Origin of the sequence: Streptomyces sp. M-16 (genome assembly GCF_052114405.1) — a bacterium.
Taxonomy (GTDB): Bacteria; Actinomycetota; Actinomycetes; order Streptomycetales; family Streptomycetaceae; genus Streptomyces.
Genome location: NZ_JBFRER010000020.1, coordinates 1 through 21,926, shown reverse-complemented (window position 1 = coordinate 21,926; position 21,926 = coordinate 1). Strand labels below are relative to the sequence as shown.

20 protein-coding genes and 1 pseudogene are annotated in these 21,926 nt (G+C 71.6%); 12 read left to right on the top strand and 9 right to left on the bottom strand.

All coding sequences use genetic code 11. The features are described 5' to 3' along the window. The first annotated feature begins 136 nt into the window (after window positions 1-136). Complete coding sequence (locus AB4039_RS11935) at window positions 137-883, top strand: DedA family protein (protein WP_442270701.1); 747 nt, start codon at window positions 137-139, stop codon at window positions 881-883. Between the two features lie 96 nt (window positions 884-979). On the opposite strand, the gene AB4039_RS11930 is transcribed toward AB4039_RS11935, so the two are convergent. Both AB4039_RS11930 and AB4039_RS11925 read right to left on the bottom strand, forming a co-directional pair. Further along, complete coding sequence (locus AB4039_RS11930; protein ID WP_266839901.1) at window positions 980-2,617, bottom strand: threonine/serine exporter family protein; 1,638 nt, start codon at window positions 2,615-2,617, stop codon at window positions 980-982. Window positions 2,618-2,840: 223 nt separating this feature from the next. Continuing rightward, window positions 2,841-3,335, bottom strand: coding sequence for an inorganic diphosphatase (locus AB4039_RS11925; protein WP_007264878.1), 495 nt, complete (start codon window positions 3,333-3,335; stop codon window positions 2,841-2,843). A 183-nt stretch (window positions 3,336-3,518) separates the two neighbouring features. Here AB4039_RS11925 and dacB point away from each other — a divergent pair, with 183 nt between their 5' ends. From dacB to folE, 6 genes are all read left to right on the top strand, one after another. Beyond that, window positions 3,519-4,940, top strand: coding sequence for a D-alanyl-D-alanine carboxypeptidase/D-alanyl-D-alanine endopeptidase (dacB, locus tag AB4039_RS11920; protein WP_442270668.1), 1,422 nt, complete (start codon window positions 3,519-3,521; stop codon window positions 4,938-4,940). A 39-nt stretch (window positions 4,941-4,979) separates the two neighbouring features. Then, a complete protein-coding gene (locus tag AB4039_RS11915; protein WP_266839897.1) occupies window positions 4,980-6,125 on the top strand; it encodes a zinc-dependent metalloprotease in 1,146 nt (381 codons plus the stop codon). 194 nt (window positions 6,126-6,319) lie between these two features. Then, window positions 6,320-7,378 carry a tRNA lysidine(34) synthetase TilS gene (gene tilS, locus AB4039_RS11910; RefSeq protein ID WP_266839896.1) on the top strand — a complete coding sequence of 353 codons (1,059 nt, stop codon included), beginning with the start codon at window positions 6,320-6,322 and terminating at the stop codon, window positions 7,376-7,378. A 67-nt stretch (window positions 7,379-7,445) separates the two neighbouring features. Beyond that, a complete protein-coding gene (hpt, locus tag AB4039_RS11905) occupies window positions 7,446-8,006 on the top strand; it encodes a hypoxanthine phosphoribosyltransferase (protein ID WP_030228417.1) in 561 nt (186 codons plus the stop codon). 216 nt (window positions 8,007-8,222) lie between these two features. Further along, on the top strand, window positions 8,223-10,256 hold the full coding sequence (gene ftsH, locus AB4039_RS11900) for an ATP-dependent zinc metalloprotease FtsH (protein ID WP_266839895.1): 2,034 nt from the start codon (window positions 8,223-8,225) through the stop codon (window positions 10,254-10,256). A gap of 96 nt (window positions 10,257-10,352) precedes the next feature. Then, window positions 10,353-10,961 carry a GTP cyclohydrolase I FolE gene (gene folE, locus AB4039_RS11895; RefSeq protein WP_266839893.1) on the top strand — a complete coding sequence of 203 codons (609 nt, stop codon included), beginning with the start codon at window positions 10,353-10,355 and terminating at the stop codon, window positions 10,959-10,961. A gap of 89 nt (window positions 10,962-11,050) precedes the next feature. Here the strand turns inward: folE and AB4039_RS11890 are convergent, their stop codons facing one another. The 6 genes from AB4039_RS11890 to AB4039_RS11865 form a co-directional block, all read right to left on the bottom strand. Beyond that, window positions 11,051-11,536, bottom strand: a complete 486-nt coding sequence (locus AB4039_RS11890) for a DUF3180 domain-containing protein (protein ID WP_266839892.1) — start codon at window positions 11,534-11,536, stop codon at window positions 11,051-11,053. Between the two features lie 58 nt (window positions 11,537-11,594). After that, window positions 11,595-12,203 carry a 2-amino-4-hydroxy-6-hydroxymethyldihydropteridine diphosphokinase gene (gene folK / locus AB4039_RS11885; RefSeq protein WP_266839891.1) on the bottom strand — a complete coding sequence of 203 codons (609 nt, stop codon included), beginning with the start codon at window positions 12,201-12,203 and terminating at the stop codon, window positions 11,595-11,597. Next, window positions 12,200-12,559: a dihydroneopterin aldolase gene (gene folB, locus AB4039_RS11880; protein ID WP_266839889.1), complete on the bottom strand. Its 360-nt coding sequence runs from the start codon at window positions 12,557-12,559 to the stop codon at window positions 12,200-12,202. The genes folK and folB overlap by 4 nt, the downstream gene beginning before the upstream one ends. A 131-nt stretch (window positions 12,560-12,690) precedes the next feature. Beyond that, a complete protein-coding gene (locus AB4039_RS11875; protein ID WP_266839888.1) occupies window positions 12,691-13,134 on the bottom strand; it encodes a nuclear transport factor 2 family protein in 444 nt (147 codons plus the stop codon). Window positions 13,135-13,162: 28 nt separating this feature from the next. Beyond that, window positions 13,163-14,035, bottom strand: coding sequence for a dihydropteroate synthase (gene folP / locus AB4039_RS11870; protein ID WP_442270667.1), 873 nt, complete (start codon window positions 14,033-14,035; stop codon window positions 13,163-13,165). A 412-nt stretch (window positions 14,036-14,447) separates the two neighbouring features. Further along, window positions 14,448-16,295: a phosphatidylglycerol lysyltransferase domain-containing protein gene (locus tag AB4039_RS11865; RefSeq protein WP_266839886.1), complete on the bottom strand. Its 1,848-nt coding sequence runs from the start codon at window positions 16,293-16,295 to the stop codon at window positions 14,448-14,450. A gap of 152 nt (window positions 16,296-16,447) precedes the next feature. On the opposite strand from AB4039_RS11865, the gene AB4039_RS11860 reads away from it, so the two are divergent. Then, window positions 16,448-17,557 carry an alpha/beta hydrolase-fold protein gene (locus AB4039_RS11860; RefSeq protein WP_266839885.1) on the top strand — a complete coding sequence of 370 codons (1,110 nt, stop codon included), beginning with the start codon at window positions 16,448-16,450 and terminating at the stop codon, window positions 17,555-17,557. Window positions 17,558-17,636: 79 nt separating this feature from the next. On the opposite strand, the gene AB4039_RS11855 is transcribed toward AB4039_RS11860, so the two are convergent. Continuing rightward, a complete protein-coding gene (locus AB4039_RS11855; RefSeq protein ID WP_266839884.1) occupies window positions 17,637-18,608 on the bottom strand; it encodes an ATP-binding cassette domain-containing protein in 972 nt (323 codons plus the stop codon). Window positions 18,609-18,759: 151 nt separating this feature from the next. Here AB4039_RS11855 and AB4039_RS11850 point away from each other — a divergent pair, with 151 nt between their 5' ends. From AB4039_RS11850 to AB4039_RS11835, 4 genes and pseudogenes are all read left to right on the top strand, one after another. Beyond that, window positions 18,760-19,446 (top strand): ABC transporter permease, encoded by a 687-nt coding sequence (locus AB4039_RS11850; RefSeq protein WP_266839883.1) that lies wholly within the window; start codon window positions 18,760-18,762, stop codon window positions 19,444-19,446. A gap of 4 nt (window positions 19,447-19,450) precedes the next feature. Beyond that, entirely contained in the window at window positions 19,451-20,116 is a 666-nt protein-coding gene (locus AB4039_RS11845; protein ID WP_266839881.1) for an ABC transporter permease, read from the top strand. 40 nt (window positions 20,117-20,156) lie between these two features. Continuing rightward, window positions 20,157-21,140: an ABC transporter substrate-binding protein gene (locus AB4039_RS11840; RefSeq protein ID WP_266839879.1), complete on the top strand. Its 984-nt coding sequence runs from the start codon at window positions 20,157-20,159 to the stop codon at window positions 21,138-21,140. Between the two features lie 98 nt (window positions 21,141-21,238). Then, window positions 21,239-21,926, top strand: a pseudogene (locus AB4039_RS11835) (hypothetical protein); the annotation flags it as partial.

Here is a 21,926-nt window from a genome sequence, read left to right as displayed (position 1 = left end):
CGGTGGCCGCGATCTCGCTCACACGACCCCCTCCGGGCCTGGAACCCGGCGGGGGTCGTGTGCGTTGATAATTGAGACCAGCTTCTTGTCGCCCCCCACCGCCGACACCCCCCTGATCCAGGAGAGCCCGGAACTCGTGTACACGCTTGCGCTCGGCCCTGAGTGGCTGTCCCCGGAGTACCTGATCGGGCATTTCGGCCTGATCGGCATCCTGGTCATCGTCTTCGCGGAGTCCGGCCTCTTCGCGTTCCTGCCCGGCGACTCCCTGCTCTTCACGGCGGGCCTGTTCGCCGCGAGCGGTGACATCAGCCAGCCGCTGTGGGTGGTCTGCGCGCTGATCGTGGCCGCCGCGATCCTCGGCGACCAGGTGGGCTACCTGATCGGCAAGTTCTTCGGCCCGAAGCTCTTCAACCGGCCGAACAGCAAGGTCTTCAAGCGCGAGAACCTGGACGCCGCGCACGAGTTCATGGAGAAGCACGGCCCCAAGGCGATCGTGCTGGCCCGTTTCGTGCCGATCATCCGCACCTTCGCCCCGATGGTCGCGGGCGCCGGCGCGATGAGGTACCGGACCTTCCTGACCTTCAACGTCATCGGCGGCATCGCCTGGGGCGCGGGCGTCACCTGCCTCGGCTACCAGCTCGGCCAGTTCGAGGTCATCAAGAACAACGTCGAGCCGATCTTCATCGGCATCGTGCTGATCTCCGTCATCCCGGTGATCTTCGAGGTGATGAAGTCCCGCAAGGAGAAGGCGAAGGCCGCCGCGCAGGCCCCCGCGGCTCCGTACGGCACCCCCGCGGCTCCGTACGGCGCCCCCGCTGCCCCGTACGGCGCCCCGGAGGATCCGCAGGCCCCCGGCCAGCGCGGGCGGCACGCCAAGCGCTAGACGGCCCGCCACGGCCCCTCGTACGCCCCGGAGACCAGCTGTCCCCGGGGCGTTCGCGTACCCGGGGACGGGCCCGCGGGGAACGGCCCGCGGGGCTCAGAAGCCGCGGGTGCGCTTGGCCGCCCGGCGTTTGGCGGCGCTCTGCGCGCCCGGGATCCGCATGAAGAGCCGGGAGACCTCCGACCCCAGGTTCACCCCGATCGCGATGGCCAGGGCGATGGCGGCGGCGTTGACGAGCGAGGCCAGCCCCGCGTCCAGCCGGTTCTCGGCGATCGACAGCAGTCCGTAGTACGTCGCCGAGCCCGGCAGCAGCGGTCCGATGGCCGCCGTGACGTAGGGCAGGGCGGAGGCGAAGCGGTAGCGGGAGAAGAGCTGCCCGAACAGGCCCACCAGCCCGGCCGCGATGGCCGTGGACGGTACGGGGGGCAGCTCGGCGGCCCGCAGCGCGCCGAAGGTGACCCAGGCGACCCCGCCGTTGAGCGTCACGATCCACACCGTCGAGCGCTCCTGCTGGAGCAGGATCGCGAAGGTGAACACCAGGACCATCGAGGCCAGGATCTGGAGCACCGGCCGGCTGGGGATCTGCAGGATCTCGTCCGGGTTCGGCTGGGCGCCGAACTGGAGGCCCACGTAGAGCACCACGAGCACGCCGACGATGATCCCGATGAAGAGGTACATGACCTCCAGCAGGCGGGCCGAGGCCGTGATGTAGAAGCCGGTCAGGCCGTCCTGCACGCCCGCGACCAGGGCCCGTCCGGGCAGCAGGGCGAAGAGCCCGCCGGTGATCACGGCGGAGGCGCGGACGTCGATCTCGGCGATCTTCAGGGCCACGCCGATGGCCGCGGGGGGCATCGCCGCCACCACGAACTGGTAGAACTCCGGCAGCCCGCGCCCGGCGCAGTACCAGGCGAGCCGGTCGCCGAGGACGGCGCCGAGGGCCGCGCAGAAGAACACCGTGACCCCACCGCCGACCAGGACGGACGCGGCTCCCGCCAGCAGTCCGGCGGCGGCCGTGAGCACCCAGGTGGGGTAGGGGTGGCGGTTGCGGCGGATCTCGGCGAGGCGGCGGTAGGCCTCCTCCAGGGAGACCTCCACCTCGTGCGCGCTGATGTCGTCCACCAGCCGGAAGACGGCGGCCAGCCGGGTGTAGTCCGTGCCGCGCCGTCGGACGGTGCGGTTCGCCGAGACCGGGTTGCCCACCAGGGAGGGGTGGTAGGTGATCGACAGCATGGTGAAGGTGACGGTGGGCTCGCAGCGGTCCAGCCCGTAGGAGCGGGCCACGGCCAGCATCGCGGCCTCCACGTCCTCGGCGCCCTCGCCGCCCGCGAGCAGCAGCTCGCCGATGCGCAGGGTGAGGTCGAGCACGCGGCCCACGGCCGGGCCCGACTCGGGCTGCTTCTGGGCCGGCTCGGGCACCGGGCGCACGTCCACCGGCATGCGCAGCATCAGGCGCATGCGGTCCTGCCAGGGGGAGTCCTTCATCCGGGAGACCGGGAAGCCCGGACCGGGGGTGTAGGCCGGCGGGGAGTGCTGGGCGCTGTAGGTGGCCGGGGCGGCGAAGGCGGAGCCCTCCGGTCCGGGGGGCGGGGCCGCCATGCCGTCGGGGACGGCGAACTCGGAGGTGGGCTGGTCCTCGACCGGGACGTCCGGCTCCATTCCGGGCGGGGGAGTGAAGGCGCTGTGCGCCTCGTCGGACACGGGTTTCCCGTCCGCGGTCCCTTCGGCCTCCGCCACGCGTCCTCCAGCGCCCGTGATCACCTGCGGGTACCAGTATGCGGAATCGTTTCCTCCCTCGGCACGCGCAGCCCCGCCCGCGCTCGCGCCGGGGCGGAGTCGGGGGGCGCCGCCGCACCGGACCGGGACGCGACGACGGGCGGTACCCCCGCCGGGGGTACCGCCCGTCGTCATGTCGCGGGACCGGGGACTCAGCCCGCCGGTCCGGTCACCGAGCCGTGGCTCAGTGGTGGCCGCCCTGCGCCTCCAGGCGCTTGAACGAGGCCTCGATCTCGGCCTCGGCCTCGGCGCGGCCGACCCAGTTGGCGCCCTCGACGGACTTGCCCGGCTCCAGGTCCTTGTAGACCTCGAAGAAGTGCTGGATCTCCAGGCGGTCGAACTCGGACACGTGGTGGATGTCGCGCAGGTGCTCGACACGCGGGTCGGAGGCCGGCACGCACAGCAGCTTGGCGTCGCCGCCCGCCTCGTCCGTCATGTTGAACATGCCGATCGCGCGGCACTTGATCAGGCAGCCCGGGAACGTCGGCTCGTCAAGGATGACCAGCGCGTCCAGCGGGTCGCCGTCCTCGCCGAGGGTGTTCTCGACGAAGCCGTAGTCCGCCGGGTAGCTGGTCGAGGTGAAGAGGCGACGGTCCAGACGGATCCGGCCGGTCTCGTGGTCCACCTCGTACTTGTTCCGCGAACCCTTGGGGATCTCGATGGTGACGTCGAACTCCACGTCCTGCTCCTCCATGATCAGCTCTGGCCCTGTGCCGGAGCTTGATTGCTTCGGGACTGCGATTGATCCAAATGCGTGCGCGTCCGGCCCAGCCCTGCCGGGTGGGGTGCCATGCTCGCGGCAAGACGCAGTGGTTAAGTGTCCCTCACGCATATGTGTGATCGCGAAAGGGGCTGGTCCGAGGTGCCATTGATCAAGACGTGGCAGCTCACCGCGGGGTCGGCCGTGGCGGGCCTCGCCCTCGCGGCGGCGGCGGTGGCCACCACCGGTCCCTGGGACTCCGGCCAGCGTAAGGCCGAGCGGGACAGGGCCGCCTCCTGGATCCACCTGGGTGGCACAGATCACGCGGCCGGAGGCCTGCCACAGGCCGCGCCGAGCGCCCCCGGGGTGCTCGCGGGGATCGGACCGCGCCCCGCGAACGCCGCGGGCGCGGCGCCCGACGCGCTCGCCGGGGCGCTCACGCCCCTGCTCGCCGACCGCGCCCTCGGGACCGTCCGGGCCGCCAGCGTCGTCGACACGGCCACCGGACGGGTGCTCTTCGAGTCCGGCTCCGGCGAGGCCATGACCCCCGCCTCCACCGTCAAGATCGCCACCGCGAGCGCGGCGCTGGCCGCCCTCGGCCCCGAACACCGGATCCGCACCACCGTGACGCCCGGAGCGGGCCCCGGCCAGATCGTCCTGGTCGGCGGCGGCGACCCCTCCCTCACCGCCAAGAAGAAGAGCCCCGCCGGATCCGGCGGCAGCCTCGTCGCCCTCGCCGCCGACACCGCCCAGGCCCTCAAGGCCGCCGGCACCGCCTCCGTCACCCTCGCCTACGACGACTCGCTCTACACCGGCCCCGTCGGCCACCCGATCGGCCGCAACGACAACATCGCCCCCGTCACCGCCCTGATGGCCGACGAGGGCCGGCCCGACGACTCCACCTCCGGACCCGTCACCCGCTCCGAGGACCCCTCCCAGGACACCGCCCGTGCCTTCGCCGCCCTGCTGCGCGACCGCGGCATCACGGTGAACGGCGACCCCGCCCGCGCCAAGCCCCCCACCGGGGCCCAGCCGATGGCCACCACCCTCTCCACCCCGCTGGCCGGACTCGTCGAGCGGATGCTGACCAACAGCGACAACGACATCGCCGAGGCCCTCGCCCGCCAGACCGCCCTCGCCACCGGCCAGAACCCCGGCTTCGAGGGTGCCGAGAAGGCCGTCTCCGGCAAGCTCGCCTCCCTCGGCGTCGACGTCACGGGCTCCCGCTTCGCCGACGGCAGCGGCCTGAACCGGGCCGACAAGGTCACCACCCGCCTCCTGACGGGCCTCCTCGCCGCCGCTGCCGACCCCCGCCACCCCGAGCTGCGGCCGGTCCTCACCGGGCTGCCCGTCGCCGGCTTCACCGGCACCCTGCGCGCCCGCAACGCCGGCACCTCCCCGGCCGCCGGCCTGCTCCGCGCCAAGACCGGCACCCTCACCGGGGTCAACTCCCTCGCCGGGACCGTCGTCGACCCCTCCGGGCGGCTGCTCGCCTTCGCCTTCCTGACGGCGGGCGCCGCGGACGGCTCCGCCGCCGAGAAGGGCCTGGACAAGCTCGCGGCCGCCGTCGCCACCACCTCGTAGGGGGATCCCTACGGGCGCCGGTCCACGTACGGTTGACGCATGACGAGCATCGGTGGTGCCGAGATGGTCGACTGGAACCTCGCGGTGGCGACCGCGACCCGGCTCGTGCGGCCGGGTCCCGAAGTCAGCCGCGACGAGGCGCGGGCCGTGGTGGCGGAACTCCGCCGGCACGCCCGGACCTCCGAGGAGCACGTGCGCGCGTTCACCCGGATGATGCCCGAAGGCGTCACCCTCCCCGACACCCCCGTCCTCGTCGTCGACCGGGCCGGCTGGGTCAAGGCCAACGTCGCCGGCTTCCGCGAACTGCTGGGCCCGCTGCTCGGCAAGATGCAGGACCGCCGCGCCGCCGCCCCCGGCGGCGCCGTCCTCGGCGCGGTCGGCGGCAAGGTCACCGGCGTCGAGCTGGGGGTGCTGCTGAGCTTCCTGGCCTCCCGCGTGCTCGGCCAGTACGAGACCTTCGCCCCCGGCGCGCCCGAACTGCCCGGCGTGGCCCCCACGGGCGGCCGGCTGCTCCTGGTGGCGCCCAACATCGTGCACGTGGAGCGCGAGCTGGAGGTGGCCCCGCACGACTTCCGGCTCTGGGTCTGCCTGCACGAGGAGACGCACCGTACCCAGTTCACCGCCGTGCCGTGGCTGCGCGCCCACCTGGAGGGCGAAATCCAGACGTTCCTCGGTGCCACCGAGCTGGACCCGTCCACCGTCCTGGAACGGCTCCGCGAGGCCGTCCAGTCCTTCTCCGGCGCCCGCCCCGAGGGGGAACGCGGGGACGAGGGCCGCTCGCTCGTCGAGCTCGTCCAGACCCCCGAGCAGCGCGAGGTCCTCAGGCGCCTCACCGCCGTGATGTCCCTGCTGGAGGGGCATGCCGACTTCGTGATGGACGGGGTCGGCCCCGACGTCGTCCCCTCCGTCGCCGAGATCCGCGAGAAGTTCCAGCAGCGCCGCGCCGCCGGCGCGGGCCGCCTCGACGCCGCCCTGCGCAAGCTGCTGGGCCTCGACGCCAAGCTCCGCCAGTACCGCGACGGCGAGCGCTTCGTACGCGCCGTCGTCGGCCAGGTCGGCATGGACGGCTTCAACCGCGTCTGGACCTCGCCGAACACCCTGCCCACCAAGGCCGAGATCGCCCGGCCCGCGGACTGGGTGGCGCGCGTCCACGGCAGGGGGAGCGTGGGGAGCGAAGAAAGGTGACGCGGGGGGCGTAAACATGTCTCACTGGGGGAAGCAGCGTCACCCTTCCGAGGGACCGTGGGCCGTGGAAGGGCGTGCGATGCTCGGGGAACGGCTCGGTTCTGTCACCATCAACGCACTCTGAGTGACGAACGGCTCCCCCCGCGCGACACCCTCACCCTCCGAGCATCCGAACTCCACGAAGGGCACCGGACATGGGTCCCCATCCTGCGGTCGCGGCGATACGCCTGGCGGTCCGCCGCGTACTCCACGACGTCCTCACCGACCTCACCGACCTCACCCGCCTCCCCGGCACCCCGGCCGACGGGAGCCCCCGCCCCGCCGCCGGCACCCCGCCGCTGGTCCTCGTCGCCTGCTCCGGCGGTGCCGACTCCATGGCACTCGCCTCCGCCCTCGCCTTCGAGGCACCCAAGCTCGGCATCCGGGCGGGCGGCATCACCGTCGACCACGGCCTCCAGGCCGGCTCCGACCTGCGCGCCGCGGAGGTCGTCACCCGCATGACCGCGCTCCGCCTCGACCCGGTGGAGTCCGTCGCCGTGCGCGTCGGCCGCGACGGCGGACCCGAGGCCGCCGCCCGCGACGCCCGCTACGCCGCCCTCGACGAGGCCGCCGACCGGCTGGGCGCCGCCGCCGTGCTGCTCGGCCACACGCGGGACGACCAGGCGGAAACCGTCCTGCTGGGCCTCGCCCGCGGCTCCGGCATCCGCTCGCTCTCCGGCATGGCCGAAGTGTCCGGAGGCCCCGGCCGCACCCACCGCTACCGCCGCCCCTTCCTGCAGATCGACCGGCAGACCGCCCGCAAGGCGTGCATGGTCCAGTCCCTCCCCGTCTGGGACGACCCGCACAACATCGACCCGGCCTACACCCGCTCCCGGCTGCGCCACGAGGGCCTGCCCGCCCTGGAGAAGGCGCTCGGCAAGGGGGTCGTCGAAGCGCTCGCGCGCACCGCCCAGCTCTCCCGGGACGACGCCGACGCCCTCGACGCCTGGGCCGCCGACGCGGAGGCCGGAGTGCGCGACGAGGACGGGCGCCTGGAGTGCGCCAAGCTGTACGCCCTGCCCCCGGCCGTCCGCCGCCGGGTGCTGCGCAGGGCCGTGGTCGCGGCCGGATCCCCCGCGGGTTCCCTCTTCGCCCGCCACATCGAGGAAGTCGACCGCCTCATCACCGGATGGCGGGGCCAGGGCGCCATCAATCTGCCCGGCCGCGTCGAGGCCCAGCGGCAGGGTGGCAGACTTGTCATCCGGCAGGGCTGATTGGTGCTGAAACACGGCTGAGTCCTCCGGGGGCACCCCCCCGGAGCCCCGGCCGACAACGAAAGTGATGCGGGTGGACGAGAAGGACATGGGCAGCGACCTCCAGTCGGTGCTCATCACCAAGGAAGAGATCGACGCGAAGCTGGCCGAGCTGGCCGCGAAGATCGACGCGGAGTACGCGGGCAAGGACCTGCTCATCGTCGGTGTGCTCAAGGGCGCCGTGATGGTGATGGCGGACCTGGCGCGCGCCTTGTCCACCCCGCTCACCATGGACTGGATGGCGGTGTCCTCCTACGGCGCCGGGACCCAGTCCTCGGGCGTCGTCCGGATCCTCAAGGACCTGGACACCGACATCAAGGACAAGCACGTCCTGATCGTCGAGGACATCATCGACTCGGGCCTGACCCTGTCCTGGCTGCTGTCGAACCTGGGCTCCCGCCAGCCGGCCTCCCTGGAGGTCGTCACGCTGCTGCGCAAGCCCGAGGCCGCGAAGGTCGCGATCGACGTGAAGTGGGTCGGCTTCGACATCCCGAACGAGTTCGTCGTGGGCTACGGCCTCGACTACGCGGAGAAGTACCGCAACCTGCCGTTCGTCGGCACGCTCGCCCCGCACGTCTACGGCGGCTGAACCCCCCGGCCGGCGGTAACGTCGGCCGTCCCGCCGCTTGGGCCCCCGGGGGAACCTGGGGGCGGTTCCCTGCGTTGAGCGGGGGGAGAGCGGATCTGTCAGCCGTCCCACGAGGCCGCGGGTGACAATACAGGGGTACATTCCGAAGAACAGTCTTTACTCACAGCTGCATTTACCTACGGGCAGGAGGGACGGGGTGCCTGGCGCCCCGTATGGATGGACGTGAAGCGATACTTCCGTGGGCCGGTCATGTGGATCGTGCTGGCCGTCCTCGCCGTGGTCGTGTTGATGAACGTCGTCGGCTCCGGCGGCGGCTACAAGTCGGTGGAGACCAGCGAGGTCATCAAGGCGATCAACACTGGCCAGGTGGAAAGCGCCAAGCTGACCACCGGTGACAGCCAGATGATCAAGATCGAGCTGAAAAAGGGCCAGAAGCTCGGCAACAACGACGGCACCAAGTTCCAGGCCAACTACATCGGGGATCAGGGCGTTCAGCTCGCCCAGAACCTCCAGACCAAGTACGAAGCCGGTCAGATCCCTGACGGATACTCCGTCACCCCGGACAAGACCAGCCCGTTCCTGAGCGTGCTGCTCTCGCTCCTGCCCTTCGTCCTCATCGTCGTCGTCTTCCTGTTCCTGATGAACCAGATGCAGGGCGGCGGCTCCCGGGTCATGAACTTCGGGAAGTCCAAGGCCAAGCTCATCACCAAGGACACCCCGAAGACGACGTTCGCGGACGTCGCGGGCGCGGACGAGGCCGTCGAGGAACTCCACGAGATCAAGGAGTTCCTCCAGGAGCCGGCGAAGTTCCAGGCGGTCGGCGCCAAGATCCCCAAGGGCGTGCTGCTCTACGGCCCGCCCGGCACCGGCAAGACCCTGCTCGCGCGTGCCGTCGCGGGCGAGGCGGGCGTCCCGTTCTACTCGATCTCCGGTTCCGACTTCGTCGAGATGTTCGTCGGTGTCGGTGCCTCGCGTGTCCGTGACCTGTTCGAACAGGCCAAGGCCAACGCGCCGGCGATCGTCTTCGTCGACGAGATCGACGCCGTCGGCCGGCACCGCGGTGCGGGTCTCGGCGGCGGTCACGACGAGCGCGAGCAGACCCTCAACCAGCTGCTCGTCGAGATGGACGGCTTCGACGTGAAGGGCGGCGTCATCCTGATCGCCGCCACGAACCGGCCCGACATCCTCGACCCGGCGCTGCTGCGCCCGGGCCGCTTCGACCGGCAGATCGCGGTCGACCGGCCCGACATGCAGGGCCGTCTGGAGATCCTCAAGGTCCACCAGAAGGGCAAGCCGGTCGCTCCGGACGTCGACCTCTCGGCCGTCGCCCGCCGCACCCCCGGCTTCACCGGTGCCGATCTCTCCAACGTCCTGAACGAGGCGGCCCTGCTGACCGCCCGCTCGGACATGAAGCTGATCGACAACCACATGCTGGACGAGGCGATCGACCGCGTCGTGGCGGGCCCGCAGAAGCGGACCCGGATCATGTCGGACAAGGAAAAGAAGATCACCGCGTACCACGAGGGCGGACACGCCCTGGTCGCGGCGGCCTCCCCGAACTCCGACCCGGTCCACAAGATCACGATCCTGTCCCGCGGCCGGGCCCTGGGTTACACCATGGTCCTGCCCGACGAGGACAAGTACTCGACCACGCGCAACGAGATGCTCGACCAGCTGGCGTACATGCTGGGCGGGCGCGCGGCCGAGGAGCTGGTCTTCCACGACCCGACCACGGGCGCGGCGAACGACATCGAGAAGGCCACCGCCACGGCGCGGGCCATGGTCACGCAGTACGGCATGACCGAGCGTCTCGGTGCGATCAAGTTCGGCGGCGACAACACCGAGCCGTTCCTGGGCCGCGAGATGTCGCACCCGCGGGACTACTCGGAAGAGGTCGCGGCGCTGGTCGACGAAGAGGTCAAGAAGCTCATCGAGACCGCGCACAACGAGGCCTGGGAGATCCTGGTCGAGAACCGGGACGTCCTGGACAACCTGGTCCTCGCGCTGCTGGAGAAGGAGACGCTGAACAAGGAGCAGATCGCCGAGATCTTCTCCACGATCGTGAAGCGTCCGGCCCGTCCCGCGTGGACCGGCTCCTCCCGCCGCACTCCTTCCACCCGTCCGCCGGTGCTCTCTCCCAAGGAGCTCCAGCTGACGAACTCCGCCAACGGCACCTCGGCGTCCGCCGCGTCGCCGGTATCGACGGAGAAGGGCATCGAGGTGGCCCCGGAGGACCGCCCCGAAGCCTGACCCACCCGGAATGGAAGCCGCGCCCCCCAGGTTCTAGCCTGGGGGGCGCGGCACATTTGTACGACCCCCGCGTGTGCGGACAGGAACGAGGATGAGATGACCGACCCAGTGACCCTGACCGGTGGCGAGGGCACGATCGGCGAGTTCGACGAGAAGCGCGCCGAGGCGGCCGTCCGAGAGCTCCTGATAGCGGTCGGCGAGGACCCGGACCGCGAAGGCCTCCTGGAGACTCCGGCGCGGGTGGCGCGGGCGTACAAGGAGATATTCGCCGGGCTGTACCAGAAGCCCGAAGAGGTCCTGACGACGACGTTCGACCTCGGCCACGACGAGATGGTCCTGGTGAAGGACATCGAGGTCATGAGCTCGTGTGAACACCATCTGGTGCCGTTCCACGGCGTGGCGCACGTGGGGTACATCCCGTCCGTGGACGGCAAGATCACGGGCCTGTCCAAGCTGGCCCGCCTGGTCGACGTCTTCGCCCGCCGCCCCCAGGTCCAGGAGCGGCTGACCACGCAGATCGCCGATTCCCTGATGGAGATCCTGGACCCGCGCGGCTGCATCGTGGTCATCGAGTGCGAGCACATGTGCATGACCATGCGCGGGGTCCGCAAGCCCGGCGCCAAGACCATCACCTCCGCCGTCCGCGGCCAGCTCCGCGACCCCGCGACCCGCAACGAGGCCATGAGCCTCATCATGGCGCGCTGAAGCCGTTGGCGGCCCCGCGGTGGCGTCGGCCGGGCATCCCGGAGCCCCCGCCGGCTCCGGGAGCGGCTGACGGCCCACCGGGAGGGGCCTCAGGCGGCCGCCGTGGCCTTGGTGGGGTCCTCGTCGTCCGGGAGCTTCAGGACGTGTTCCAGGAAGAGGGCGGCCGCGATCACGGCAGCGCCCGCGAGGACGCAGCCACCCGCGTACCAGGCCTGGTCCCTGCGGGCGGGCACGTCGAGGGAGTCGGTCAGCAGGAAGACGCCGACCCCGCCGTACATGCCGGCCACGAGGGCCGCGACCAGGGCGCTGGCCTGGCCGAAGACCACCGCACGGGCCGCCATCAGCGGCTCCACGCCCTTGGCCCCCGGCCGCCGCTCGCGCTGGGCCTTCAGCCGGGCCCGCATCGACAGGGCCGTCGCGAACAGTACGGCGGCGATCACCGCCAGCACGATCGGCGCGGCCAGCGGGACGCCCGGCAGGGTCCCGTAGGCGTTCCACAGCCGTGCGCCCGCCCAGGACAGCACCCCGGCGATCACGAAGATCCCCGCCAGGACCGCCGGCCTCAGTTGCTTCACTTGCCCGTTCCCCACTCTCGGTGACTGGCCCCCATGGCCCTGAACAGGCTACTAACGACTACTCCGGGAGGCGGAGTTCCAGGTCGGGGCGCGGCGTGAGCCCGGTCCGGCCGATTTCGGCCAGCAGGGCGGCCACGGGGCCGTGGCCGGGGAGCGTGGCCTCGGGGTCGATGTCGTGCCAGGGGGCCAGGACGAAGCCGCGCTGGTGGGCACGGGGGTGCGGCAGGGTGAGGACGGGGTCGTCGGAGACCACGTCGGCGTAGGCCACGATGTCCACGTCGATCGTGCGGGGCCCCCAGCGCTCCTCGCGGACGCGGTCGTAGGCCTCCTCGATGGCGTGGGCCCGCTCCAGGAGCGAGGAGGGCGGCAGGGTGGTCTTCACCGCGACGACGGCGTTGAGGTACGAGGGCTGCGAGCCGGGCTCGACGCCCCACGGCTCGGTCTCGTAGACGGGGGAGACCGCCTTGACCCGCAGGCCCGGCGTGTCGCCGAGGGCGTCGACGGCGCCCTGGAGGGTGTCCAGGCGGTTGCCGAGGTTCGAGCCGAGCGCGACGACGGCCCATTTGGGGTTGGACAGGGTCGTGTCCGCCGCGTCGACCGCCTCGACGACGGAGGCGGGTACCGGCTGGACGGTGGGGTCGCTCTGGGCGTTCAGGCCGTTGTTCATGCGCGGCTCCGGGTGATCGTGATGGTCACGTCGTCGAAGGGGACGGTGATGGGTGCGTCCGGCTTGTGGACGACGACCTCCACCTGTGCCACCGCTTCGTGCTTCAGGCACTGCTGGGCGATCCGCTCGGCGAGGGTCTCGATCAGGTCGACCGGCTCTCCCCGGACCACGTCGACGACCTCCTCGGCCACGACCCCGTAGTGCACGGTCTTGGCCAGGTCGTCGTCGGCCGCCGCGGGGCGGGCGTCGATGTGCAGCACGAGGTCGACGATGAAGGTCTGGCCCTCTTCGCGCTCCCGGGGGAAGACGCCGTGGTGCCCGCGAGCCTTGAGGCCGCGCAGTGCGACACGATCCACGCGAATCACTCCTGCTTTCGTAGGTGCTTCCGGTCCCGGGGCTCCCCGGGTCCATGGGCCTACGCCGAGTGCGGTCGGCGTCGTCCGCCTTCGAATTTACCTGCGACGGACCTCCGTCCCCGCCGTTGGGGTCAGTCGGTGCCCTCTTCCTCCTCGTCATCGGAGTCCGTGAGGACCGGAGAACCGTGGTGGGACCAGAGCCGCCAGCCCTCCGGTGTGCGTCGGAACACATTCGTGGCGACGACCAGCTGACCCACCAGCGGACCCAGTTCCCCGGCCTCCCCGGACGGGCCGCCGCTGAGGATGTTCTCGGTACAGGTGACCAGGGCGGTGTCGCCTATGAGGGCCACCTTGGTGTCGGTGAGGAAGAACTGGATGTACTCGGTGTGGGACATGATCAGCGCGTACGAGCGCAGCACCTCGCCCCGCCCGGAGAGCACCGGCCATCCCGGGTGCACGCAGGAGATCTCGTCTTCGAGCCAGAGCGCCGAAAGGGCGTCGAAGTCCCCCCGCTCCATGGCCTCGTAGAAGGTCGCGTTGACCTCTTCGACGGCTTCGATGTCGGTACGGCTCACCGTGCCCCTTCCCAGTTCCTCCGGTGGGTCACAGTGCCCCTTCCACGGCGCGGGCCACCCGAACCGCGTCGGCGGTCGCCCGTACCTCGTGCACCCGGACGGCCCAGGCGCCCTGGTGGGCGGCGATGGCCGAGACGGCGGCGGTGGCGGCGTCCCGCTCGCGGGCGGGAGGCGGGGCGGCGTCGGCGGCGCCCGCCAGGACCCGGCCGAGGAAACGCTTCCGCGAGGCGGCGACCAGGAGTGGAAAGCCGAGCTCGCGCAGATCGCGGAGGTGGGCGACCAGGGCCAGGTCGTGCTCGGCGTTCTTCGCGAAGCCGAGGCCGGGGTCGACGACCAGCCGCTCGGGGGCGATGCCGCCGGCGACGACGGCGTCGATGCGGGTCCGGAGCTCGGCGGCGACCTCGCCGAGGACGTCCTCGTAGACGGCGAGGCTGTTCATGCCGTCGCTGAACCCGCGCCAGTGCATGACGACGAACGGCACCTCGGCGGCGGCCACCGCCGGGATCATGCCGGGGTCGGCGAGGCCACCGCTGACGTCGTTGACGAGGGCGGCGCCGGCCGCGACGGCCTGGGCGGCGACGGTCGCGCGCATGGTGTCGACGGAGACGGTCACGCCCTCGGAGGCCAGTCCGCGGACGACGGGGACGACGCGGCGCAGTTCCTCGTCGGCGTCGACGCGGGAGGCGCCGGGGCGGGTGGACTCCCCGCCGACGTCGACGAGGTCGGCGCCCTGGGCGWCGAGGTCGAGGCCGCGCTTGACGGCGGCGGTGGTGTCGAACCAGCGGCCCCCGTCGGAGAAGGAGTCGGGGGTGACGTTGACGACGCCCATGACCCCGCAGCGGTCCCAGTCGGGCAGCCCTGTCACCAGGCCCCTGGAGACGGGCCCGCGGTTGGTGTTCATGGTCCCAGGGTAGGGCCCCTGCCCTTGCCCTGGCCGGGCGGTGCGGTGGGGGTGGCCGGCCCTGCACGGCCCGCTCCCGGCCCACCCTTCCCCAGCTCCCCGGGGCTGCGCCCCGGGACCCCTTGCCGGGGCTGCGCCCTGGGCCCCCTTGCCGGGGCTGCGCCCTGGGCCCCCTTGCCGGGGCTGCGCCCCTGGGGTCCCTTGCGGGGGCTGCGCCCCTGGGCCCCCTTCCCGGGGCTGCGCCCCTGGGTCCCTTGCGGGGGCTGCGCCCCTGGGCCCCCTTCCCGGGGCTGCGCCCCTGGGTCCCTTGCGGGGGCTGGCGTCCTGGGGTCCTTCCCCGGGGTGGAAACGAGGGGGACATGGCGGTGGGGCCGGCGCTGCCCGGGGCAGTGCCGGCCCCACCTGTGGCGGGTCAGGCCGCCTGGATCTCGCGTTCCTTCTGGGCCGGGACCGTCGCGTGGTCGTGGGCGCAGGTGCGGACCGGCTTGGGGCCGCGGCGGCCGGCGAACAGGCGCGGCAGGGCCAGCGTCACGAAGCCCTCGGCCTGCATCACCGCGAAGCCGATGCGGGGCAGGTCGCGGGTCTGGCGGTAGACCATGAAGCGCGGCTCCCAGCGGGGGCGGAACTTCGCGTTGAACTTGTACAGCGACTCGATCTGGAACCAGCGCGACAGGAAGACCAGCAGGCCGCGCCACATCCGCAGCACCGGGCCGGCGCCGATCTTCTCGCCGCGGGCCAGTGCCGAGCGGAACATCGCGAAGTTCAGCGAGACCTGCTCGATGCCGAGCGACGGGGAGGCCTCCAGGGAGGCCACGATGAGCAGCTCGTTCATGCCGGGGTCGGCGGCGCGGTCGCGGCGCATCAGCTCCAGCGACATGCCGTCCTTGCCCCACGGGACGAAGTGGAGGACGGCCTTGAGGTCGCCGAACGGGCTGGTGTCGCCCTCCTCGACGCGGTGGGCGGTGGCGATGAAGCAGTCGCCGTCGCCCTCCTCGCCGACCCGGCCCAGCGCCATGGAGAAACCGCGCTCGGTGTCGGTGCCGCGCCAGGCCTCGGCGGCGCCCCGTACCCGCTCCAGCTCCTCCTCGGTCAGCTCGCTGACGCGGCGGACCTGGGTGGTGTAGCCGTTGCGCTCGATGCGCTTCACCATCTGGCGGACGTTGCGCATGGGGCGTCCGGAGAGGGAGAAGTCTTTGACGTCGACGATCGCCTCGTCACCGAGTTCCAGGGCGTCCAGACCGGTCTCGCGGGTCCAGACCTCGCCGCCGGTCTCGCTGCAGCCCACGACGGCAGGGGTCCAGGAGTGGGCCTTGGCCTCCTCCATGAAGCGCTCGATGGCGCCGGGCCAGGCCTCGACGTCGCCGATGGGGTCGCCGGAGGCGAGCATCACGCCGGAGACGACGCGGTAGGTGACGGCCGCCTTGCCGCTGGGGGAGAAGACGACGGCCTTGTCGCGGCGGAGCGCGAAGTGGCCGAGGGAGTCGCGGCCGCCGTGCTTGGCGAGCAGCTCGCGCAGCTTCGCCTCGTCGTCGACGGTGAGCCGGGCGGCCGGGTGCTCGGGGCGGAAGGCCAGGTAGATCGTGGTGACGGCGGTCAGCATGCCGAGGGCGCCGAGGGAGTAGCCGACGGTCCAGGAGACCCGCCCGGCGTAGTCGACGGGGCCCTCGAAGCCGAAGAGGCCGTAGACGACGTGGGTGATCTGCTCGTACAGGCTCGGGTGGCCGACGACCTTGCCCGGGTGGACGTTGACGATCACCAGGCCGAGCCCGATGGAGCCGGCGCTCATCAGCACGAAGTTCGCGAGCGCCTTCCAGCGGCTGCGCGGGTCCGGCAGGGCCTTGAATTCACCCTGGTGGCGTACCAGCAGCGCGAGGAGCACCGCCGAGATGACCACGCCGATGACGGAGTGGCGGTACGCGAACTGCGCCACGGCGCCGGCGGGCAGCAGGATGACGGCGGCCCGCCAGGCCCGGCGCTTGCGGCGCTTGAGGCCGTGCGCGAGCAGCAGGATGAGGACACCGGCGCTGATGGCCAGCGCGGCGGCGAAGGGGCCCACGGAACCGGGCAGTACTTCGGTGACCGCGTGGATCCGGCTGTGACGGAACCGCGGGAAGACGCCCGCGGCGATGTCCAGCAGACCGACGATCATGACGGATGTGCCTACGAGGCCGGGGACGGCCTCCGGTCGTGGGCCTCGGAGGATTCGGCTGACCCGCTTCGGAACCTGTCCGGACTTATCGCCATCTATCCTGCTAGACATCGCTTCCCGTTGCTCCGCGAGAGATCATGTGGCCGAAGGCCGCGACAGCCTCCGGTGTGTGGTGCGTCCACTAGGACGACATCGAGGAGGAGCGGGTTCACTCTTCCGTCGGAAAAATCTAGTCCTGCCATCAGAAAGTCGACTGACTGCTCATGGGTCTCACCAGTAATACGGTTCTGGTCCTGGCCATCATCGCCGGTGTGCTGCTGTTCGGGGTGACGGTCTGGTTCTGGCCGAAGCTCTCCGGCCGCTCCTGGCGCTCGGTCTCCGGCCGGATCGGCCTCCTGCTCGCGACCCAGCTCGCACTGTTCTCCGCAGTCGGTCTCGCGGCCAACAAGTCGTTCCTCTTCTACGGTTCCTGGGCCGACCTGTTCGGTCAGGAGACGTCCATCGGCAAAGTCGTCGACCACTCGATGAGCAGCAAGGACATCAAGGTCATCGACAAGCAGAAGCTCGACGTGCCCGGCGGGGGCAAGCCGCAGGTCGGTGGTCAGATCCTGAAGGTTGCCATAACCGGGCAGAAGTCAAAGATAACGAGCCCCGGCTACGTGTGGCTGCCGCCGGAGTACTTCCAGCCGCACTACAAGGAGCAGAACTTCCCCGCGTCGATCGTCCTGACGGGTTACCCGGGTACCGCCGAGAACCTGATCAAAGGGCTGAACTACCCCATGACGGCCTTCAAGCAGGCCAAGCAGGGCAAGATGAAGCCGATGATCCTGGTGATGCTCCGGCCGACCATCGCGCCGCCGCGCGACACCGAGTGCGTGGACATCCCGGGCGGTCCGCAGACCGAGACCTTCTTCGCGCAGGACCTGCCGCAGGCCATCCAGGGGACCTTCCGGGTCGGCAAGAAGCCGCAGAACATGGGCTTCATCGGGAACTCCACGGGCGGCTACTGCGCCCTGAAGATCGCCGCGCACCACCCGCAGACCTTCGGCGCGGCCGTGGGCCTGTCCGCGTACTACAAGGCCGCCGACGACGCGACGACCGGTGACCTGTTCCACGGGGACGACAAGCTGAAGAAGCGCGCGGACGTGCTGTACAGCCTGGACAAGAAGCAGCCGACCGGTACGTCCTTCCTCGTCACCACCAGCGAGAAGGGCGAGGACAACCTGAACGACACCAAGAAGTTCATCAAGCTGGTCAAGGGCTCGGACCGGGTCTCCTCGATCATCCTCGACAGCGGTGGCCACAACTTCAACACGTGGCGCCGCGAGATCCCGCCGATGCTGGTGTGGATGAGCGGTCGTACGCAGGCCTGATCCCCGGGGGACAGGTGCAGGGCCCGGCTCCGGTCGGGCCCTTTTCGTTTTCCGGCGCGGGGCGGCGCGGCCGAGGCCCCTACGCCCCGTGCGCCCCTTGCAGGTCGGCCCGGCGCAGCGCCCGGTGGACGCCCTCCGGGGTCAGTACGCCGGCCAGCGCGCCCGTGTCCGGATCGGTGACCCCGATCCGCCCCGAGTCCTCCTGGAGGAGGGCCGCCAACGCCTCGCGCAGCGAGGCCCCCAGGGCCACCGCCGAGGCCGGTGCCGGGCCGTTCGCCGGGGTCAGGTCGGCCGTCTCCACGTGGGTGACGGCGAGGCGCTTGAGACCGCGGTCCGCGCCGACGAAGGAGGCGACGTACTCGGTGGCCGGCGCGGCGAGCACCTCGGCGGGCCGGGCGAACTGCTCGATGGTGCCGTGGCCGTAGACGGCGATCCGGTCGCCGAGCCGGACGGCCTCCTCCAGGTCGTGGGTGACCAGCAGGATCGTCTTGCGGACCGTCTTCTGCAGGGTCAGGAACTCGTTCTGGAGCCGCTCGCGGACCACCGGGTCCACCGCCCCGAAGGGCTCGTCCATCAGCAGCACCGGCGGGTCCGCGGCCAGCGCGCGGGCCACGCCGACGCGCTGGCGCTGGCCGCCCGACAGCTGCTCCGGGTAGCGGCCCCCGTAGACGGCCGGATCCAGCCCCACCAGTTCGAGCAGCTCGGCCGCCCGCGCGCGGGCCCGCGCCTTCGGGGTGCCGGTCAGCCGGGGCACGGTCGCCGTGTTCTCCAGCACCGTCTTGTGGGGGAACAGCCCGACCTGCTGGATGACGTAGCCGATCCGGCGGCGCAGCGCGACGGGGTCCGCGGCGGCGATGTCCTCGCCGTCGAGGAGGATCCGGCCCGAGGTGGGCTCGATCAGCCGGTTGACCATCTTCATCGTGGTCGTCTTGCCGCAGCCGGACGGGCCCACCAGGGTGACCAGTTCGCCCTCCGCGACCTCGAAGGACAGGTCCTCGACGGCCGTCGTCCCATCGGGGTAGCGCTTGGTCACATGCTCGAATCGGATCACCCGGCCATCCTCCCGTACCCGGAGCCGGGATGTGTGAAGGGCGTGTTGCCCGCGTGCGAAGGAATCCGGTCATCGCCCGCGCCGGGGGTTATGGTCGCTCGTGGTGGTACATCCGAAACAATGTTCGTGTGGTGATGAGGGGGTGAGGAGCGTGACCGGGCAGAGCTGCCTCGTGGCCAACGACTGGATCTGCTGGGACTACGTCAGCTCCCGCGCCCAGGAACTCACCGACGCCACCGTCGAACACGTCTGGATCACGGGCGTCTCGGTGCTCATCGGCATCGCCGTGTCCGTTCCGCTCGCGCTGCTGGCCCGCCGCGGCCGCCGCTGGGCGGCCCCCGTGCTCGGGCTGACCACCCTCTTGTACACGGTCCCCTCGCTGGCCATGTTCTCGCTGCTGCTGCCGCTCTTCGGGCTCTCGGCGGCCCTGGTGGTGACCGGTCTCGTGCTGTACTCGCTGACCATCCTGGTGCGCAACGTGCTGGCCGGCCTGGAAGCCGTCCCCGAGGACGTACGGGAGGCCGCGCGCGGGATGGGCTACGGCCCCGCCCGGCTGCTGTGGCAGGTCGAACTGCCGCTGGCGCTCCCCGCGCTGCTCGCCGGGGTGCGGATCGCCACCGTCTCGACCGTGGCCCTGACCACCGTCGGCTCCATCGTCGGCAAGGGCGGGCTGGGCAACCTGATCGCCCCCGCCGTCAACAGCTCCTTCAAGGCCCAGGTGCTCACCGCCTCCGTGCTGTGCGTACTGCTCGCGCTGGTCGCCGACCTGCTGCTGCTCGGGGTGCAGCGACTGCTGACGCCGTGGACCAGGGCCGCCCGTTCCGCGAAGGGGGCCTGAGGCCGTGGGCGTGCTGGGCAAGGCCGGCGACTGGCTGGCGGACGGAGCCAACTGGTCGGGCGAGAGCGGTGTCTGGCACCGGCTCGCGGAGCACGTGTACGTCAGCGGGATCGCCCTGGCCATCGCCTGCGCGGTGGCCCTGCCCGTCGGGCTGTGGCTCGGCCACCTCGGCAAGGGCGGCGCCCTCGCCGTCAACGTCTCCAACGTCGGGCGGGCCGTCCCCGTCTTCGCGGTGCTGGCCCTGTTCATGGTCTCGCCGCTGCGCAACGCCGGCTACCTGCCGACCGTCGCCGCGCTCGTGCTGTTCGCCGTGCCGCCGCTGCTGACCAACGCCTACGTGGGCATGCGCGGGGTCGACCGGTCGGTGGTCGAGGCCGCCCGGGGCATGGGCATGTCGGGCGGCCAGCTGTTCCTGCGGGTGGAGCTGCCGCTCGCGCGCGGCCTGGTGATGACCGGGCTGCGCTCCGGCGCCGTGCAGGTCATCGCCACCGCCACGATCGCCGCGATGGTCGGCCAGGGCGGCCTCGGCCGGATCATCACCGCCGGCTTCAACACGTACAACACCGCGCAGGTCGTGGCGGGGGCGCTGCTGGTCGCCCTGCTGGCGCTGCTGGTGGAGGGCGTACTGGTGGCAGTGGACCGGCTGCTGCTGCGCACGCCGTCCCGCTGAACCCGTGACCCCCGTCCCCACCCCGAAACGGAGTACCTCCATGAGCAAGTCCACGCGTGTCCTCGGCGCGTCCCTGGGCGTCCTGGCCCTGACCGTGTCGCTGGCCGCCTGTGGCGGCGACAGCCTGGAGAAGACCAAGGACGGCGGCTCCTCCGCGGCCGCCCCCGCCGGGGGCGGCAAGGGCAAGCTGGTGATCGGCGCGGCCGGCTTCACCGAGTCCAACGTCCTGGCCGAGCTCTACGCGCAGCTGCTCCGGCAGGAGGGGTACGGCACCTCCGTCACCACGGTCAGCAACCGCGAGCTGTACGAACCCTCCCTGGAGAAGGGCGAGATCGACGTGGTCCCGGAGTACGCGGCCACCCTCGCCGAGTTCCTCAACGCCAAGGTCAACGGCAAGGACGCGCCCAAGGACAAGCCCGTCGCCTCCAGCGACGTGAGCGCCACGGCGGCGGCGCTGGACAAGCTCGCCGCCCCGCTCGGCCTCAAGGCCCTGCCGGCGGGCGAGGCCGTCGACCAGAACGCCTTCGCCGTGACGAAGGAATTCGCCCAGAAGAACAATCTCAAGACCCTTTCCGACCTCGGAAAGTCCGGGCTGAAGGTGAAGATCGCGGCTGGTGACGAATGCTCCGTACGTCCCTTCTGCGCACCCGGGTTGGAGAAGACGTACGGAATCCAGGTTTCCGGGATCGACCCCAAGGGCGTCGGCACCCCGCAGGCCAAGCAGGCCGTCAAGGACGGGGCGGACCAGCTGGTGCTGACCACCACCACCGACGCCACGCTCGACGGCTACGGCCTGGTCCTGCTGGAGGACGACAAGAAGCTCCAGAACGCCGACAACCTCCTGCCGGTCGTCAACGCCAAGGACGCGGGTTCCCCGGACGTCGCCAACGCCCTCGGCGACCTCACCAAGGTGCTCACCACGGCCGACCTCGTCGAGCTGAACCGGAAGGTGGACGCGGAGCGGGCGAAGCCGGCGGACGTCGCGAAGGCCTATCTGGAGTCCAAGGGCCTTCTGACGAAGTAGCAGTTACGGGATTGAGGGGAAATCGTGGGGTAACCGCCCGGCAAGAGATTGCCGGGCGGGTATCCCGCGCGAGGTCCACGCCCTGTAAATTTCAGGCCATGCCCCGTGGACGCCACCGCAATCCCGAACCCCTCCACCGTCTTCTCGCGCCGTGCGCCGTCGCCGGGGTCGGCGTGGCCAGCGCCGGTGCGGCCTGGCTGCTCGCGGAACCGCTGCCGCTGAGGCTGCTCGTGGCGCTCGCGGCGGCCGCGGGCGTCGGGGGCGCCGCGCTCATGCGCTCCTGGGACCGGGCGGCCGGCCGCCGGGTCGCGGAGCTGGCCCGCGAGCGGGTCAAGGACGAGTGGAAGACGGACGAGCGGATAGCCGAGCTCGAATCCGATCTGGAGGAGGCGCGCGTCCTGCGCGCCAAGCTCGACACCAAGCTGCGGGCCAAGCGCGTCGAACTGGCGGGCCTGCGGGGCGAGCACGCCGCGCTGCTGCGCCGCTACGCGACCGCCGAGACCGAGCGCGCCAGCGCCCTGGAGAAGCGCCGGCTGCTCGCCATCGAGGCCGCCGGGGCTCCGGCGGCCGGGGCGAAGGAACTGCCCGCGGTCTCGCAGGAGCGCACCGGCAGCGGAGCCCCCACCCCCGTCGGCTACGCGCGGGCCAACGCGGCGCTGGTCGCCCTGCTGCGCAAGGCGGAGGCGAACGCCGCCGGCGCCGCGCCCAAGGCCCTGGTACCGGCTCCGGCCGCCGGCACCGGTGCGCGCCCCGCCGCGGGCACGGCCGCGGCCCCCGACGCCGGCG

Excerpts from the sequence above, each read along its gene's own strand:
- AB4039_RS11915 (WP_266839897.1), top strand. The coding sequence starts at position 4,980 with ATGACGAGCATCGGTGGTGCCGAGATGGTCGACTGGAACCTCGCGGTG.
- tilS (WP_266839896.1), top strand. The coding sequence starts at position 6,320 with ATGGGTCCCCATCCTGCGGTCGCGGCGATACGCCTGGCGGTCCGCCGC.
- hpt (WP_030228417.1), top strand. The coding sequence starts at position 7,446 with ATGCGGGTGGACGAGAAGGACATGGGCAGCGACCTCCAGTCGGTGCTC.
- ftsH (WP_266839895.1), top strand. The coding sequence starts at position 8,223 with ATGGACGTGAAGCGATACTTCCGTGGGCCGGTCATGTGGATCGTGCTG.
- folE (WP_266839893.1), top strand. The coding sequence starts at position 10,353 with ATGACCGACCCAGTGACCCTGACCGGTGGCGAGGGCACGATCGGCGAG.
- folK (WP_266839891.1), bottom strand. The coding sequence starts at position 12,203 with ATGAACAACGGCCTGAACGCCCAGAGCGACCCCACCGTCCAGCCGGTA.
- AB4039_RS11865 (WP_266839886.1), bottom strand. The coding sequence starts at position 16,295 with ATGTCTAGCAGGATAGATGGCGATAAGTCCGGACAGGTTCCGAAGCGG.
- AB4039_RS11860 (WP_266839885.1), top strand. The coding sequence starts at position 16,448 with ATGGGTCTCACCAGTAATACGGTTCTGGTCCTGGCCATCATCGCCGGT.
- AB4039_RS11840 (WP_266839879.1), top strand. The coding sequence starts at position 20,157 with ATGAGCAAGTCCACGCGTGTCCTCGGCGCGTCCCTGGGCGTCCTGGCC.